15 protein-coding genes and 1 pseudogene are annotated in these 14,789 nt (G+C 71.5%); 12 read left to right on the top strand and 4 right to left on the bottom strand.

Annotation, left to right across the window (positions count from 1 at the left end):
* Positions 1–31: 31 nt before the first annotated feature.
* The 8 genes from tsf to MRBLML1_RS15120 all read left to right on the top strand — a co-directional run bounded on the left by tsf (position 32) and on the right by MRBLML1_RS15120 (position 7,286).
* Positions 32–841 (top strand): translation elongation factor Ts, encoded by an 810-nt coding sequence (gene tsf, locus MRBLML1_RS15155; protein ID WP_364517362.1) that lies wholly within the window; start codon positions 32–34, stop codon positions 839–841.
* A gap of 188 nt (positions 842–1,029) precedes the next feature.
* On the top strand, positions 1,030–2,238 hold the full coding sequence (locus MRBLML1_RS15150) for an SPFH domain-containing protein (RefSeq protein WP_364517360.1): 1,209 nt from the start codon (positions 1,030–1,032) through the stop codon (positions 2,236–2,238).
* A gap of 1 nt (position 2,239) precedes the next feature.
* A complete protein-coding gene (locus tag MRBLML1_RS15145; protein WP_364517358.1) occupies positions 2,240–3,544 on the top strand; it encodes a TFIIB-type zinc ribbon-containing protein in 1,305 nt (434 codons plus the stop codon).
* Positions 3,541–3,828 carry a hypothetical protein gene (locus MRBLML1_RS15140; protein WP_364517356.1) on the top strand — a complete coding sequence of 96 codons (288 nt, stop codon included), beginning with the start codon at positions 3,541–3,543 and terminating at the stop codon, positions 3,826–3,828. Before MRBLML1_RS15145 ends, MRBLML1_RS15140 begins: the two co-directional genes overlap by 4 nt.
* Positions 3,794–5,002: a phospholipase D-like domain-containing protein gene (locus tag MRBLML1_RS15135; protein ID WP_364517354.1), complete on the top strand. Its 1,209-nt coding sequence runs from the start codon at positions 3,794–3,796 to the stop codon at positions 5,000–5,002. The genes MRBLML1_RS15140 and MRBLML1_RS15135 overlap by 35 nt, the downstream gene beginning before the upstream one ends.
* Before the next feature lie 36 nt (positions 5,003–5,038).
* Positions 5,039–5,767: a UMP kinase gene (pyrH, locus tag MRBLML1_RS15130; RefSeq protein WP_414691255.1), complete on the top strand. Its 729-nt coding sequence runs from the start codon at positions 5,039–5,041 to the stop codon at positions 5,765–5,767.
* A gap of 69 nt (positions 5,768–5,836) precedes the next feature.
* Positions 5,837–6,391, top strand: coding sequence for a ribosome recycling factor (frr, locus tag MRBLML1_RS15125; protein WP_364518168.1), 555 nt, complete (start codon positions 5,837–5,839; stop codon positions 6,389–6,391).
* A gap of 25 nt (positions 6,392–6,416) precedes the next feature.
* Complete coding sequence (locus MRBLML1_RS15120; protein WP_364517350.1) at positions 6,417–7,286, top strand: phosphatidate cytidylyltransferase; 870 nt, start codon at positions 6,417–6,419, stop codon at positions 7,284–7,286.
* Here the strand turns inward: MRBLML1_RS15120 and MRBLML1_RS15115 are convergent.
* Both MRBLML1_RS15115 and MRBLML1_RS15110 read right to left on the bottom strand, forming a co-directional pair.
* On the bottom strand, positions 7,230–8,366 hold the full coding sequence (locus MRBLML1_RS15115) for a hypothetical protein (protein WP_364517348.1): 1,137 nt from the start codon (positions 8,364–8,366) through the stop codon (positions 7,230–7,232). The two genes, MRBLML1_RS15120 and MRBLML1_RS15115, sit on opposite strands and share 57 nt — an antisense overlap.
* A complete protein-coding gene (locus tag MRBLML1_RS15110; protein ID WP_364517346.1) occupies positions 8,363–9,154 on the bottom strand; it encodes a tryptophan 2,3-dioxygenase in 792 nt (263 codons plus the stop codon). Before MRBLML1_RS15110 ends, MRBLML1_RS15115 begins: the two co-directional genes overlap by 4 nt.
* A 77-nt stretch (positions 9,155–9,231) precedes the next feature.
* On the opposite strand from MRBLML1_RS15110, the gene MRBLML1_RS15105 reads away from it, so the two are divergent.
* The 3 genes from MRBLML1_RS15105 to MRBLML1_RS15095 all read left to right on the top strand — a co-directional run bounded on the left by MRBLML1_RS15105 (position 9,232) and on the right by MRBLML1_RS15095 (position 11,687).
* Entirely contained in the window at positions 9,232–9,606 is a 375-nt protein-coding gene (locus MRBLML1_RS15105; protein WP_364517344.1) for a hypothetical protein, read from the top strand.
* A gap of 46 nt (positions 9,607–9,652) precedes the next feature.
* The gene (rlmN, locus tag MRBLML1_RS15100) at positions 9,653–10,777 is read left to right on the top strand and encodes a 23S rRNA (adenine(2503)-C(2))-methyltransferase RlmN (RefSeq protein WP_364517342.1); all 1,125 of its coding nucleotides are present in this window, start codon (positions 9,653–9,655) and stop codon (positions 10,775–10,777) included.
* A gap of 112 nt (positions 10,778–10,889) precedes the next feature.
* The gene (locus MRBLML1_RS15095) at positions 10,890–11,687 is read left to right on the top strand and encodes a GNAT family N-acetyltransferase (protein WP_364517340.1); all 798 of its coding nucleotides are present in this window, start codon (positions 10,890–10,892) and stop codon (positions 11,685–11,687) included.
* Here MRBLML1_RS15095 and MRBLML1_RS15090 read toward each other — a convergent pair.
* Entirely contained in the window at positions 11,680–13,392 is a 1,713-nt protein-coding gene (locus MRBLML1_RS15090; RefSeq protein WP_364517338.1) for a TIGR03767 family metallophosphoesterase, read from the bottom strand. The genes MRBLML1_RS15095 and MRBLML1_RS15090 overlap by 8 nt on opposite strands.
* 131 nt (positions 13,393–13,523) lie before the next feature.
* Here MRBLML1_RS15090 and MRBLML1_RS15085 point away from each other — a divergent pair, with 131 nt between their 5' ends.
* Positions 13,524–14,666 carry a glycosyltransferase family 4 protein gene (locus MRBLML1_RS15085; protein ID WP_364517336.1) on the top strand — a complete coding sequence of 381 codons (1,143 nt, stop codon included), beginning with the start codon at positions 13,524–13,526 and terminating at the stop codon, positions 14,664–14,666.
* Here MRBLML1_RS15085 and MRBLML1_RS15080 read toward each other — a convergent pair.
* Positions 14,663–14,789 (bottom strand): annotated as a pseudogene (locus MRBLML1_RS15080) (integrase core domain-containing protein); the annotation flags it as partial. The gene MRBLML1_RS15085 and the pseudogene MRBLML1_RS15080 sit on opposite strands and share 4 nt — an antisense overlap.

Here is a 14,789-nt window from a genome sequence, read left to right as displayed (position 1 = left end):
CCCACCCGATCCAGAAAGCGATTGAGGATTCATGGCATTCACTGCTGCTGACGTCAAGAAGCTCCGTGAGCTGACCAGCGCCGGGATGATGGACTGCAAGAAGGCGCTCGACGAGACCGACGGCGACTTCGACAAGGCCGTCGAGCTGCTCCGCGTCAAGGGTGCCGCCAAGGCGGCCGCCCGCGGCGCCGAGCGGGAGACCTCCGCCGGCCTGGTGGCCAACGCGGGTGGCGCGCTCGTCGAGCTGAAGTCGGAGACCGACTTCGTCGCGAAGAACGAGGAGTTCATCAAGGCCGCCCAGCAGATCGCCGAGGCGATCAACGAGGGCAAGGCCAACGACGTCGAGGCCGCCAAGGCGCTGCCGCTGGGCGACAGCACCGTCGGCCAGGTCGTCGAGCAGCTCGCCATCACCATCGGCGAGAAGATCGAGCTCGGCAACGTCGCGTACTTCGACGGCACCACGGCGGTCTACCTGCACAAGCGTGCGGCCGACCTGCCGCCGGCCGTCGGCGTCCTCGTCGAGTACGACGGCGACGAGGCTGCCGCCCGCGGTGCCGCCATGCAGGTGGCGGCCCTCAAGGCGCAGTACCTGACCCGTGACGAGGTCCCCGCGGACATCGTCGCCGCGGAGAAGGACGTCCTGACCAAGAAGACGCTCGAGGAGGGCAAGCCGGAGGCTGCCGTCGAGAAGATCGTCGAGGGTCGCCTGGGCGGCTTCTTCCGCGAGATCGTCCTGCTGGAGCAGGAGTCGGTGTCGGAGAGCAAGAAGACGGTCAAGGCCGTCCTCGACGCCGCCGGCACCACGGTGAAGCGGTTCGCCCGCTTCGAGGTCGGCGCCTGACGCCCACCCGCCGTACGACGGCCGGTCCGAGGAGACTCGGGCCGGCCGTCGGCGTTTTCCAAGACCTGTTTCTTCGCCGGTCAGGGAGCGGATGCCCGGTGTAGGTTTGCGACGCCCGGCCCTCGGAGAGAAGTCGGTCACGCGCACCCGCACCCGTGGGCGCGCCCCCAGGTGAAGGAGATCGTTCGGTGGGACTCATCCAGGCTGCGATCGGCGCGATCGGCGGCACCCTCGGTGACCAGTGGCTCGACTTCTACGGCGTGCCGGACGGCATCACCTCCACGGTCGCCGTCTTCCCGGCGGTCGCCAAGGGCCAGAACGCCGGCCGCGGCAGCAACACCAAGGGCTCCGAGGGCGTCATCACCAACGGCTCGAAGATCGTCGTGCCCGAGGGCTACGGCCTGGTCCTGCTCGAGGACGGCGCCTTCACCGGCTTCGCCGCCGAGCCGGGCGCCTACATCTGGAACTCCGACGAGCCGGCCTCGCAGTCGGTCTTCTCCGGCGGCGGCCTGGTCGACTCGGTCATCAAGCAGAGCTGGGAGCGCTTCAAGTTCGGCGGGCGCCCCTCGACGCAGCAGACGGCGGTCTTCGTGACCCTCAAGGAGCTGCCCAACAACAAGTTCGGCACGCAGTCGGAGATCTACTGGGACGACGCCTTCCTCAACACCCAGGTCGGAGCGATCACCCGCGGCACCTACACCCTGAAGATCACCGACCCGCTGACCTTCATCCGCAACTTCGTGCCCGCCGAGGTCATCACCGGCCGCGCGCAGTTCGACTTCACCGACATCGACAACCCGGCCGGCGAGCAGCTGTTCAACGAGGTCGTCGGCTCGCTGGCGCCGGCGTTCTCGATGTACACCAACGACCCCGCCAAGGGCAACCGGATCACCAAGCTGCAGCAGGACTCGATCGGCTTCGCGCAGTCGCTGTCCGCGGCGGTGGAGCAGAACTACCAGTGGAAGACCGACCGCGGCCTGGAGATCGTCAAGACCGCGATCATCTCCATCGAGTACGACGCCAACACCCGCGAGCTGCTCAAGAACGTCCAGCGTGCCGACGCCCTGTCCGGCTCGCGCGGCAACTCGAACCTGCAGGCCTCGGTGGCCGCCGGCATCGAGGCGGCCGGTGAGAACGCCGGCCCGGGTGGCCTGATCGGCATGGGCATGGCGACCGGCGGGATGGGCGTCGGCGGCCTGCAGCAGCCGGTCACCCCGCCGCCCGCCGCACCCGCCCCGGCGGCGCCCGCGGCCCCGGCCGCACCCGCCGCGCCCGCGGCGGAGGGCGCCGCGGAGGACCCGATGGCGGTGCTCAAGCGCGCCAAGGAGATGCTCGACGCCGGACTCATCACGCAGGCCGACTACGACGCGGCAAAGGCGAAGGCGCTCGGTCTCTGACATGGCGCAGGAGCCCGTGGAGCCCCCTCCGCCGCCGCCCCCGCCGCCCCCGGGCGACGGCGCGCAGCAACCGCAGCAGCCCACCTTCGACGGCCCACCACTGTCGCTGGAGGAGGAGCTGGCCGCGGCCAAGGCCGAGCCCGAGGCGGGGCCGAGCATCGAGACGGTCAACGAGTCGCTCAAGGACGGCCTGAACCGCTGCCCGAAGTGCGGCTCGACCGACGTCCGCCTGCGCGGCTCGACCGGCATGCTGGTGTGCCTCTTCTGCCGCAACGAGTGGCAGGAGGCGCGGGTCGAGGAGGAGTTCGGCCTCGGCGAGGGCATCGACGAGCTCCAGGGCACGGTGATCGCCAGCGGCGCGGAGGACATCGCGGCCGACGCCTCGCAGATGGTCACCTTCAAGTGCGAGGCGTGCGGCGCGGAGGTCGTGGTCGACACCGCCCACCAGCTCAACGCGCGCTGCCACTGGTGCCGGCACACGCTCAACGTCAACCAGCAGATCCCCAACGGCGCCGTACCGGACGCCGTGCTGCCGTTCCGGCTGACCAAGGACGAGGCGGTCGAGAAGATCCGCGAGTTCGCCTCCAAGCGGCGGCTGTTCGCGCACAAGCGCTTCAAGAAGGAGTTCGTCCCCGAGAACGTGCTCGGCGTCTACCTGCCCTACCTGGTCGTCGACGCCCGCGCGGAGTCGGAGTACTGGGGCGAGGGCGAGGTGGAGACCCGGCGCTGGACGGAGAAGCAGGGCGACAACAACGTCACCTACTACGCCGCCGACGTCTACCAGGTCTCCCGCAAGGTCGCGTTCACCGTCGACGACCTCACCATGGAGGGCTCGGCGCAGCGCGCGGACTTCAGCGAGGGCAACACCAACAACATCGTCAACACGATCCTGCCGTTCGACACGAAGAACGCCGTGAAGTGGAACGCCAGCTATCTCGTGGGGTTCACCAGTGAGAAGCGCGACCTCAACGTGACCGGTCTCGGGCCGGTCCTGGAGGACCAGCTGCTCTCGATCGGCCGCTCCCAGGTGCACGGCTCGCTGGGCCGGTTCGACCGGGGCGTGCGCTGGGAGCAGGAGAAGGTCGACGTGGGCGGATCCCGTTGGATCTCGATGTACCTGCCGGTCTGGCTCTACTCCTACCGCCAGGAGAGCAACGGCCTGCTGCACTACATCGCCGTCAACGCCCGCACCGGCGAGACGATGGGCAGCATCCCGGTCTCCCAGCCGAAGCTGATCCTCGCCGCGCTCACGGTCGGCACCGTGCTCGAGGGCGCGGCCGGCGCGATCCTGGTGGCGACGGCATGAGCATCGAGCTGATCACCGCGCTGGTGGCCCAGGCCTCCGACGACAGCGGCCCGCTGTGGCTGCTGGCGGCGGGTCCGGCGGGCGGAGCGGCGACGTACTGGGCGTTCTACCGCTACTACCGCAACACCGACAAGTCGCACCAGTACGAGCGCGACACGATCATCGACGCCCAGCCGGTGCAGGGCGGCGAGCAGCAGGTGGGGCGGATCGACCGGACGAGGGACTCCGACATCGACGGGGACAACAGCGGTGACTACCGCCGGCGCGTGCAGCGGCGCACCTGAGCGACCCGTACGACGTCTCCCGGCCCTGCTCCTCGCGCTGCTCCTCCTCGCGGGCTGCTCGGTCGCGGGCTCGGAGCCCGACCGGGGCGACCCGCGGCGCGACCAGCAGGATCGCGGCGCGTACCGGGTGGTCCCGGGCGCCGTGCTCGGCACCCCGGTCGCCGACCCGGAGACCCAGGCGGCCGAGCACCCGGTCGTCGCGCGGCTGCTGGAGCTGGTCGCGCACACCCCGGAGGGGGAGCGGATCCGGATCGTGACCCGCTCCCTGTCGCTGCACCCGGTCGGCGACGCGCTCGTGGACGCCCACCGGCGCGGGGTCGATGTCCAGGTCATCGCCAACCACCAGGCCTCGAAGGACTTCCGGGTCGTGGCGCGGCTGAGGAAGGAGCTCGGCACCGACCGGAGCAAGAGCTCCTTCCTCTTCTTGTCGAAGGGCTCCCGGCGCGGCGTCCGGGTCGGCGGCGACGGCAAGGTGCACCAGAAGACCTGGACCTTCACCAGGACGGGGGACGCTCGCCACGTGGTGATGACGGGCTCGGCCAACCTGTCCTACTACTCGACCCAGCAGTACAGCGACATGTGGGTCTTCGTGGACCGCACCGACGTCTGGCGCGCCTTCGACCGCGACTTCCGGGAGCAGACGGGTGAGCTCGAGCGCCGGGGACGGGGCTTCGCGCCACGGCTCGGCACCGACCGGGCCTGGTTCTTCCCCGGCTGGGACGAGGCGAGCGACCCGGTCGCGGCACTCATCGACGAGCTGCCGGGACGCGGGGCGGTGCTGCGCTTCGCGATGTACGCCTGGCACGGCGACCGCGGCCGCAACCTCGCCCGGATCGTGGCCGCCAAGGCCCGCGCCGGAGCACGGGTCCAGGTCATCTCGCTGCACATCGGCAAGGACATCGTGGCCACCCTGCGCGCGGCCGGCGTGGAGGTGCACGGCGCGAAGTTCGCCAACGGCAACGACGTCCACAGCAAGCTGAGCCTGCTCGCCTGGACCGGGCCCGACGGCGTACGACACCGCCGGGTGGTGACCGGCAGCGACAACTTCGGCTCCGACTCGCTGCCCCGCGACGAGCTCGCGATGGCGATCGACGCCGACCGTGGCCCGTCCTGGCAGCGTTACGTGCGGTGGTACGACGCGATCATCGCCCGCGCCGAGGCGGAAGGTCACTGAGGGTCACTGATAGCCTCGGGAGCGCTCTCAACCACGATGGGAAGGACCCAGGTGCCCGGTTACAAGCGAGTCCTCCTCAAGCTCTCCGGAGAGGTGTTCGGCGGCGGCAAGGTCGGCGTGGACCCGGACGTGGTCCAGGCGATCGCCCGGGAGGTCAAGGAGGTCGTCGACGCGGGCGTCCAGATCGCGGTCGTGACCGGCGGCGGCAACTTCTTCCGCGGCGCCGAGCTGCAGCAGCGCGGCATGGACCGCGTGCGCGCCGACTACATGGGCATGCTCGGCATCGTCATGAACTGCCTGGCCCTCCAGGACTTCCTGGAGAAGCAGGGCGTCGAGACGCGCGTGCAGACCGCCATCACGATGGGCCAGGTCGCCGAGCCCTACATCCCGCGCCGCGCCATCCGCCACATGGAGAAGGGCCGGGTCGTGATCTTCGGCGCCGGCATGGGCATGCCCTACTTCTCCACCGACACCGTCGCCGTGCAGCGCGCGCTGGAGAGCCGGTGCGACGTCGTGCTGGTCGCCAAGAGCGGCGTCGACGGCGTCTACAGCGCCGACCCGAAGGTCGACCCGACGGCGACCAAGTACGACGAGCTGACCTACGACGAGGCGATCGGCCGTGGTCTGCGGATCATGGACCAGACCGCCTTCGCCCTGTGCGGGGAGAACAAGCTGCCGATGATCGTGTTCGGCATGGAGCCGGAGGGCAACATCCTCCGCGTGGTGCAGGGTGAGAAGATCGGCACGCGGGTCAGCGCAGGCTGAGGTCTCGACCGGCTCGACCAGCAGCGTGACCTCGACCAACAGTGTGACCAGGCAGAAGGAGATCCCGTGATCAACGACATCCTCAACGAGGCCGACCAGAAGATGGGCAAGTCGGTCGACGCGACCCGTGAGGAGTTCGCGGCGATCCGCGCCGGCCGTGCGCACCCGAGCATGTTCAGCAAGATCCTCGTCGACTACTACGGCTCGCAGACCCCGATCCAGCAGCTCGCGTCGTTCAGCGCGCCCGAGCCGCGGGTCATCCTGGTCTCGCCCTTCGACGCCGGCGCCAAGGCCAACATCGAGAAGGCCATCCGCGACTCCGACCTCGGCATCAACCCCTCCGACGACGGCCAGGTGCTGCGCTGCGTCTTCCCCGAGCTGACCGAGGAGCGCCGCAAGGAGTTCATCAAGCTCGCCAAGGAGAAGGCCGAGGGCGGCAAGGTCGCCGTGCGCCAGGTCCGCCAGAAGTCCAAGCAGGGCCTGGAGAAGCTCGAGAAGGACGGCGAGGTCGGCAAGGACGACGTCACCGGCGCGGAGAAGAAGCTCGACGGCCTCACCAAGAAGCACACCGACGCCATCGACGAGCTGCTGAAGAGCAAGGAGGCCGAGCTGCTCGAGGTCTGATCCTCGACAGCTCCCGCAACCCCGCATGTCGACGACGCCCGACGCTGCCCCGAAGAAGGACCACGGCCGAGCCGGCCGTGACCTCAAGGCCGCGGTCGCCTCGGCGGTCGTGCTCCTGAGCGCGATCGCCGCCTCCCTGCTGTTCTGGAAGCCCGCCTTCATGGTGATCGTCGCGATCGCCGTGGTGGTGGCCGTCTGGGAGCTGCGCAAGGGCCTGGCCGCCAAGGACATCGACCTGCCCGAGCAGCCGCTCATGGTCGGTGGCGTGGTGATGGTGGTGGTCGCCTACCTCTACGGCTCCGCGGCCCTGGTCACCGCGACCGCGGTGAGCGCGCTGGTGATCATGCTCTGGCTGCTGCGCCGTGGCGTGGACGGCTACGTCAAGAACGCCACCGCCTCGGTGTTCGCGCTCGTCTACGTGCCCTTCCTGGGCTCGTTCGTGGCGCTCATGCTCGCCGAGGGCGGCCGCGACGGCGGCGGCCTCGACGACAAGGGCGTCCAGGGCATCCTCACCTTCATCCTGGTGACGATCGCCTCCGACATCGGCGGCTACATCGCGGGCGTGCTGTTCGGCAAGCACCCGATGGCCCCGGTCATCTCGCCGAAGAAGTCCTGGGAGGGCTTCGCCGGCTCCGCGATCGCCACGGTCGGCGCGGGTGTCGCGCTGGTGGTCTGGCTGCTCGACGGCGACTGGTGGATCGGGGTCGCGCTGGGCCTGATCGCGGTCGTCATGGCGACCCTGGGCGACCTGTGCGAGTCGGTGATCAAGCGCGACCTGGGCATCAAGGACATGAGCCAGGTGATCCCGGGCCACGGCGGCCTGATGGACCGGCTCGACTCACTGCTGGCGACGATCGCCCCGATCTGGCTGCTGCTCCACTACGGCGTCTTCTAGGGCGCCCATCGCGGTGACGAGCTGCTCGTCGCTGAGGTACGGCGCGGGCCCGAGCCGCAGGTGGGTGCCGCGGGTGTCCACGGCGACGCCCCGGCGCGCGAGCGCGTCGCGCAGGGCCGGCCCGTGCGGCGTACGCAGCGCCAGGAAGCCGCCGAAGCCCTCGGCCGGGGTCTCCCGGTCGCGGGTCACCACCTCCGGCGGCAGGTCGAGGGCGTCGAACGCGCGGGCCAGCAGCCCGCGCTGGTGCAGCGAGATCTCCCGCAGCGCCGGGGGAGCGAGCCCCTGCTCGGCGAAGAAGTCGAGCACCTTGGCCGCGCGGTAGTGGCTGGTCGGGTCGTACGTCGACCCGGCGAACCGGTCGCCGTCGTGGGCCCACCAGCCGGTGACCACCGGCTCCAGGCCGGCGGCGTGCGGCGGGATGCGCAGGAAGCAGTTGCCCTCGCCGAGCTGGAGGTACTTGTAGCCGCCGCTCACCACCCACGCCTCCTCCAGCCCGTCCGGCGCGAAGGGGACGACCCCGAGCTGGTGGTAGGCGTCGAGCAGCAGCTCGGCGCCGGTCCGGGCACACACCGCGGCGAGCGCCGCCAGGTGCGGCACGACCTGTGCGGTCTCGTAGAGCACCGTCGACACCACGACACCCGCGGTCCGGCCGTCGACGGCGTCCGCGACCCGCTCGGCCAGCGTCGCCACCGGCTCGGCGGGCACGCGCACCACCTCGACCCCGGCCTCGGCGAGCCGGTCGAGCTGGCGCCGGGCGGAGTCGAACTCCCCGTCGGTGGTGACTAGCCGGGGCCGCGTGCGCAGGGGGAGCGCCGACAGGAAGCGCACGAGCAGCTCGTGGGCGCTCCCGCCGAGGGTCACCTCGGCGCCCGGGGCGCCGAGCAGCGCCCGGACGCCCTCCCGCAGCCGCTCGGCGCGGGACTCCGCGCGCTCCCACTTGCGCCCGAGCGCGAGCGCGGCGTCGTCGTAGGCCTCCAGGACGCCCTCGCGCGCCACGTCCGGCCAGGCCTGGTGCGACTGGCCCGTCAGCAGCAGCCGCTCGGAGACGCGGAACCGGGAGTAGTGGTCGGCCAGGCTCACATCTCGCTCCGGATGGCCCACAGGTCGGGGAAGAGCTGGTGGGTGACGGTGCTCCACAGGTACGTCGCGCCGGAGGAGCCGCCGGTGCCCATCTTCGCGCCGATGGTGCGCTCGACCATCTTCACGTGGCGGTACCGCCACTCCTGCAGGCCCTCGTCGAGGTCGACCAGGCGCTCGGCGACCTGCGCGGCACCGCCGTCGTCGGCGTACGCGCGGAGCAGCAGGGCCTGGACCTCCGCCGAGGCCTGCCACGGGGTGGTCAGGTCGCGGTCGAGCGCGGCGGGCGGGGCGTCGTACCCCTGCGTGCCGAGGTAGCGCAGGAAGGAGTCGAAGACCGACGGGCGGCTCATCGCGGCGGCGATCCGCTCACGGCCGGCCGAGCCGGCGGGGTAGTGCTCGAAGACGCGGCGGTCGCGGCGGCCCAGGGTCGCCTCCAGCTCGCGGAACTGCTCGGACTGGAAGCCGCTGGAGGCGTCGAGGCGGTCGCGGAAGGTGGAGAACTGGCGCGGGGTCATCGTCTCCAGCACGTCGACCTGGGCGACCGCGACCTTCAAGATCGCCAGCACCCGGCCCAGGGTGTGCAGCGCGCGGGGCGTGTCGCCGGCCTCCAGGCGGTCCTGCAGGCCGCCCAGCTCGTGCAGCATCTGCTTGAACCACAGCTCGTAGACCTGGTGGATCACGATGAAGAGGAGCTCGTCGTGCTCGTCGGAGCGGGGGTGCTGCGCGGCGAGGACGTCGTCGAGGGCGAGATAGCTGCTGTAGGTCAACGAGGGGTGCTGGTCGGTCACCGACCGAGTGTCACAGGTCGGCGCGGTCGGCTGCCAGTACGACGCGCTGGGGCCGCTCCGGCTACGATCGCCCGGACATGAGTGAGCCAATCGAGGGCCGCGCGCACGCGGACGAGACGGTGGACGCGCCCGAGCGGTCGCGCCGGCCCGACTGGTTCCACCGCGACCACCCGGTCTTCTTCCCGCTCGCCGGGTTCTTCACCGGCATGGCGTCGATCATCGTGGTGCCCGGGCTCTACGGCGCGATCCTCAAGGGGCTGCTCGGCACCGACCGCGCCGAGGAGCTGTTCCCGTTCGTGCTGCTGCTGCTCGTCGTACCGATCGGGATGCTGGTGCCGCACCACACCCGCCGTTTCGCGAAGTACATGCTGATCGGGATGCTCGGCACCATCCTCGTGGTCGGCGGGGTCGCCGCGGCGGTGCTGTGGTTCCTGCTGGAGAAGAACGCCTGAGCCAGCGTTTGGGCGTCCCGCCCGGCGAGGTGGGACAATCGGAGGGATGTCCGAGCCGCGCAGCCTGCCTCTCGTCCTCGCGGAGCCGCGGGGGCGCAAGAAGCCTCCCCGCCACCTGGCGGACCTGACCGACGCGGAGCGCAAGGACCTGCTCGTCGAGATGGGCCTGCCGGGATTCCGCGCCAAGCAGCTCTCGACCCACTACTTCGGCCGGCTGGTCCACGACCCCGCCGAGATGACCGACCTGCCCGCCGCCCAGCGCGACGAGCTGGTCGCCGCGCTCCTGCCCGACCTGATGGACCCGATCCGGCAGCAGAGCGCCGACCAGGGCAAGACGGTCAAGACCCTGTGGAAGCTCTTCGACGGCTCGCTCGTCGAGTCGGTGCTGATGCGCTACAAGGACCGCGCGACCATCTGCATCTCCAGCCAGGCCGGCTGCGGCATGGCCTGCCCGTTCTGCGCCACCGGCCAGGGCGGCCTGCAGCGCAACATGTCGACCGCCGAGATCGTGCACCAGGTCGTCGTCGGTGCCCGCGCGATGGCCAGCGGCGACGTCGCAGGAGGCCCCGGCCGGCTCTCCAACGTGGTGTTCATGGGGATGGGCGAGCCGCTCGCCAACTACAAGGCCACCGTCGCCGCCGTACGACGCCTCACCGACCCGGCTCCCTCCGGGCTGGGCCTGTCCGCCCGCCACGTGACGGTCTCCACCGTCGGGCTGGTGCCGCGGATCAAGCAGCTCGCCGACGAGGGCGTCCCGGTGACCCTGGCGCTGTCCCTGCACGCCCCCGACGACGAGCTGCGCAACGACCTGGTGCCGATCAACACCCGGTTCTCCGTGGCCGAGACCGTGGACGCGGCCTACGAGTACTTCGCGAAGACCGGGCGACGGGTGTCCATCGAGTACGCCCTGATGCGCGACATCAACGACCAGGGCTGGCGCGCGGACCTGCTCGCCGACGTGCTCTCCGCGGACGGCCGCGGCACCGGGTGGGTCCACATCAACCCGATCCCGCTCAACGAGGTCCCAGGCTCGCAGTTCACTCGCTCGCGCGAGGAGGACATGGACGAGTTCGTCCGTCGTCTGGAGGCGAAGGGGATCGCGACGACGATGCGGGACACGCGGGGGAGCGAGATCGACGCCGCCTGCGGGCAGCTCGCCGCCGCGGAGTGAGCCGAGCCGTCTCGCCGATCTCTGTCGGTTCCGGGAGTCGTGCTGACCAGGCCCGGCGCCCACGACCGGGCGACGACGAGGGTCCGACACGTTCTCGTGCTTGGCTGGGCCCATGCAGCCCACCCGCGAGCGCGTCCACACCGCCAGCGCCGCCTGGGCCTTCCTGCCCCCGCACGCGCCCCGGGTGGAGACCGAGGAGTACCTCCTCGTCCGCTACCCCGACTGGACGGAGCGGCCGTTGCAGCTGGTCCGCTTCCACCCGCAGCGCCCGGCCGCCGAGGTGCTGCCGGAGGTGCTGGCGCACGCGCGCGACCTGGCGGTCCTCGGCCCCACGCGGCTGACCGAGCTCGCGTGCTGGGTGCGGCTCGGGGCGCCGGACGACGTGGAGCCGGCGTTGCGGGCGCGCGGTGGGCGCCTGGACGAGACGGTCGACGTGCTGGCGCTGGGGCTGGACGGGCCGCCGGACCTCGGCGACCTCCCGGCGACCACGCTGCGGTGGAGCGACGACCTGGAGGTGTTCGTCGACGCGGTCGGCCTCAGCGCCGAGGTCTTCGGGGCCAGCCCCACCGAGCGGAGCGAGCTGGAGGCGGCCCACCCGGGCGAGGTCGCGAAGGTGCGCAGCGGGGGAGGCGGCGCTGTCGTCGCGTACGACGGTGACCGGCCCCTCGGCAGCGGCGGGCTCACCATGGCCGGCCCGGACGCCCGGCTGTGGGGCGGGGTGGTGCACCCGTCAGCACGAGGGCGCGGGATCTACCGGGCGGTGCTCGCGGCGCGCCTGGCGTATGCGGCCGGCCGCGGCGCGGACCTGGCGATCGTGAAGGGACGGGTGGAGACCTCGGGGCCGATCCTGCGCCGCGCCGGGTTCACCGGCCACGGGCAGGAGCGGTCCTGGTTGGTCGACCTCAGCTGAGCGGGTGGTCGACGAGCAGCTCCACGTTGCGGTCCTCGGGCGCGCCGGAGCCGTCGAGGTGGGCGTGCCAGTCGTTGGCGGACAGCTCGCGGGCGAGGCCGGCGAGCTGTTGGGCGTTGGCGGTGCCGGCACCCGCGGAGGCGGGGCCGGAGTGGTCGACCATCGTGGTGAAGATCGACAGCGTGCCGTCGCCGTTGTCGGCGACCTCGATGATCCGCGCCTGCTGCGGCCAGTCGATGTGGGAGGCCGTGGTGATCTCCCACAGGCCGCCGCCGCTGGGCCGCGGCCGCGGGGTGATCTTGTTGCGGTGGGTGTGGCCGTTGATCCAGGCGACCACGTTCGGCCGGGCGAGCAGCGCGTCGAGGACGGCGCCGCCGGTGACCCGCGGCTCCAGGTTGCCGCCGGTGACGACGAGCGGGTTGCCCATCGTGTCGGAGGTGTGGTGGCTGAAGACCATCACGATCTTGTCGCCGGAGGCGTCGAGGAGCGCGGTCAGCCAGGCGAACTGGGTCTTGTCGAGCGAGCCGTCGGCGTAGCCGTTGGGGTTGACGGTGTCCATCACGACGAAGCGGAAGTCGCCCTTGTCGAAGGAGTAGTACGCCGTCCCCTTCTGCCGGTTGGTGTCGGTGAAGCCGTGCCCGAAGGGCGCGCCGCCCATCGTGAAGTGCTGCTCGACGACCTGCTTGCGGGTGAGCAGTCGGCGGTTGAGGTCGGGCTGCACGGCGCGCACGACGGTGTTGAGCGCACCGCCGAGCAGGTTGGTGAGCAGCGCGCCGGGGTCGCTCATCAGGTCGTCGAAGAGCTGCCCAGGGTTGAGCCCGAGCGGCGGCGAGATGATCTTCAGGGCACCGAGCGCGAGCAGGTTGAGCTGCAGCGTGCTGGTGGGGAAGTTGCCCTGGACGAGGCCGTCGTGGTTGCCGAAGACGGAGTACCACGGGATGTCCAGGCCCTCGGCGGTGAACGGGCGGCGGGCCGCGTCCAGCAACCCCGGTACGACGGGGAAGCCGTACTCTGCGCGCGGGCGGTCGACCGGCTTGCCGGCGGGGTTGCCGTGCGGGTGCCAGTACGCCGCGTCGTAGGTCGCGACCGTGCTGTCGGCCACGCCCTCCCACTTGTTCAGGTTGCCGGAGTCGACCCGGACGGTCCCGCCGTTGAGGATCCCGATGTTCCAGCGGACCTCGTTGAGCTGGGAGTTGTCGGAGTTGTCGCCGGTCTGGATCGCCAGCGCGAGCGGCTTGCCGGTGACCGGCCCGGTGGCGATCTGGTTGATGGCGCGCACCATCGAGTCCGCGACCTGTCCGGTCAGCATCTCCCCGGGCCGGTACGACGAGGAGAACAGTCCCGTCGCGGGCAGCGGGCTGGGGTCGTCGAGCCGGTCGGTCCACTCCAGGCGCAGCGGCGACTGGGCGTCGACGATGTGCACGTCGCTGAGCTGCACGAAGGCGAGCAGCCCCTGGCGCGCGCGGCCCGGGGCGGCGGCGACGCCGAGGCCGGAGCGCACGCTGTGCGCCTCACCGGCGACGGCGATGACGGGGCGGTAGCCGCCCGCGCCCGGCGTACCGACGGTGTAGGTCTGCTGGAGGGTGTTGCCCGGGGCGGCGCTGGCGCTCGAGGAGCGCAGCACCCCCGGCAGGGCGGTGGCCGCGGCCGCGAGGCCCCCGGCGGCGATGGCGTTGCGGATCAGGTCACGGCGAGAGATCTCCACGCGGGAGCAACGAGCCTTCTATGAAACAGGTCACGTCCGGATTCGTCGTACCCCAGCCGTTCACGTGGCGGTCGCCGGACACTCCCGGTCGTGTGACGAAGTGTTGCGGCGCGGTCCCTAGCGTCAGCGCCATGACCAAGCTCCGGGTCCTCGTCGTGGCCGAGTCGTTCCTCCCGCAGATCAACGGCGTCACCAACTCGGTGCGCCGCGTGCTGGAGCACCTCCAGGCCGAGGGCCACCACGCCCAGCTGGTCGCGCCGACCGGCCCGGAGAGCTACGCCGGCTTCCGGGTGCAGCGGGCCCGGGGTGCGAACCTGCCGTTCTACCCCGACTTCCGCCTGGGCCTGGAGACGCGGCGCCGGCTGCGTGCGGTGATGAGCCAGTACCGCCCGGACGTGGTGCACATCGCCTCGCCCGCGACCCTGGGCTACCAGGCCTCGCGTGCCGCCGAGGAGCTCGGCATCCCGACCGTCGCGATCTACCAGACCGACCTGGTCGGCTTCGCCGAGCGCTACGACGTGCCGGGCGGCGCCCGCGCGATGGCCGGGCTGACCCGCCGCATCCACCACCACGTCGACCGCACCCTCGCGCCGTCGACCGCGAGCATCGAGCAGCTGCGCGAGCTCGGCGTCCCGGAGGTCTACCGCTGGGGTCGCGGCGTCGACCTGGTCGCCTTCCACCCGCGGCACCGCGACGAGGAGCTGCGCCGGCGGATCGCGCCGGACGGCCGCCTCCTGGTCGGGTACGTCGGCCGGCTGGCCGCCGAGAAGGAGCTCGACCTGCTGACGCACCTCGCCGACGACCCGCGCTACGCGCTGGTGCTGGTCGGTGGTGGCCCCGACGAGCCGCGCCTGCGCAGCCTGCTGGGCGACCGGGCGACGTTCCTGGGCCTGCTGCACGGCGACGACCTGAGCCGGGCCTACGCCTCGCTCGACCTGTTCGTGCACACCGGGCGCTACGAGACCTTCTGCCAGTCGGCCCAGGAGGCGCTCGCCTCCTCGGTGCCGGTGGTCGCGCCGGCGGCCGGCGGCCCGATCGACGTGGTCGCGCACGGTGCGACCGGGCTGCTCTACCGGGCCGGCGACGGCCGCGAGCTCGCCGCCGCCGTCGACCGGCTCGCCTCGGACGCCGCCCTGCGCGCGACGATGGGCACGACCGCGCTGCGGGCGGTGCAGGAGCGCTCCTGGTTCGCGATCAACGAGCAGCTGCTGGAGCACTACCGCGCGGTGATCGGCCCGCGCGCGGCGACGCGACCGGCCTCCCGGGCGGCCTAGGTGTGATGTCCGGGGAGGTTGGTCATCCGGGTGATCGGTGGCCGGCCTCCGATCGCGGAGTGGGCTCGGTGGTGATTGTAGAAGTGGAGCCAGTCGGGCAAGGCTGCTCGGCGGGCGGCTTCT

The sequence above is a fragment of the Nocardioides sp. LML1-1-1.1 genome (assembly GCF_040676175.1).
In the GTDB taxonomy this organism is placed as follows: Bacteria; Actinomycetota; Actinomycetes; order Propionibacteriales; family Nocardioidaceae; genus Nocardioides.
This window is presented reverse-complemented; position numbering and strand designations above follow the sequence as displayed.

Excerpts from the sequence above, each read along its gene's own strand:
- tsf (WP_364517362.1), top strand. The coding sequence starts at position 32 with ATGGCATTCACTGCTGCTGACGTCAAGAAGCTCCGTGAGCTGACCAGC.
- MRBLML1_RS15145 (WP_364517358.1), top strand. The coding sequence starts at position 2,240 with ATGGCGCAGGAGCCCGTGGAGCCCCCTCCGCCGCCGCCCCCGCCGCCC.
- MRBLML1_RS15140 (WP_364517356.1), top strand. The coding sequence starts at position 3,541 with ATGAGCATCGAGCTGATCACCGCGCTGGTGGCCCAGGCCTCCGACGAC.
- pyrH (WP_414691255.1), top strand. The coding sequence starts at position 5,039 with ATGGGAAGGACCCAGGTGCCCGGTTACAAGCGAGTCCTCCTCAAGCTC.
- MRBLML1_RS15120 (WP_364517350.1), top strand. The coding sequence starts at position 6,417 with ATGTCGACGACGCCCGACGCTGCCCCGAAGAAGGACCACGGCCGAGCC.
- MRBLML1_RS15105 (WP_364517344.1), top strand. The coding sequence starts at position 9,232 with ATGAGTGAGCCAATCGAGGGCCGCGCGCACGCGGACGAGACGGTGGAC.
- rlmN (WP_364517342.1), top strand. The coding sequence starts at position 9,653 with ATGTCCGAGCCGCGCAGCCTGCCTCTCGTCCTCGCGGAGCCGCGGGGG.
- MRBLML1_RS15095 (WP_364517340.1), top strand. The coding sequence starts at position 10,890 with ATGCAGCCCACCCGCGAGCGCGTCCACACCGCCAGCGCCGCCTGGGCC.
- MRBLML1_RS15085 (WP_364517336.1), top strand. The coding sequence starts at position 13,524 with ATGACCAAGCTCCGGGTCCTCGTCGTGGCCGAGTCGTTCCTCCCGCAG.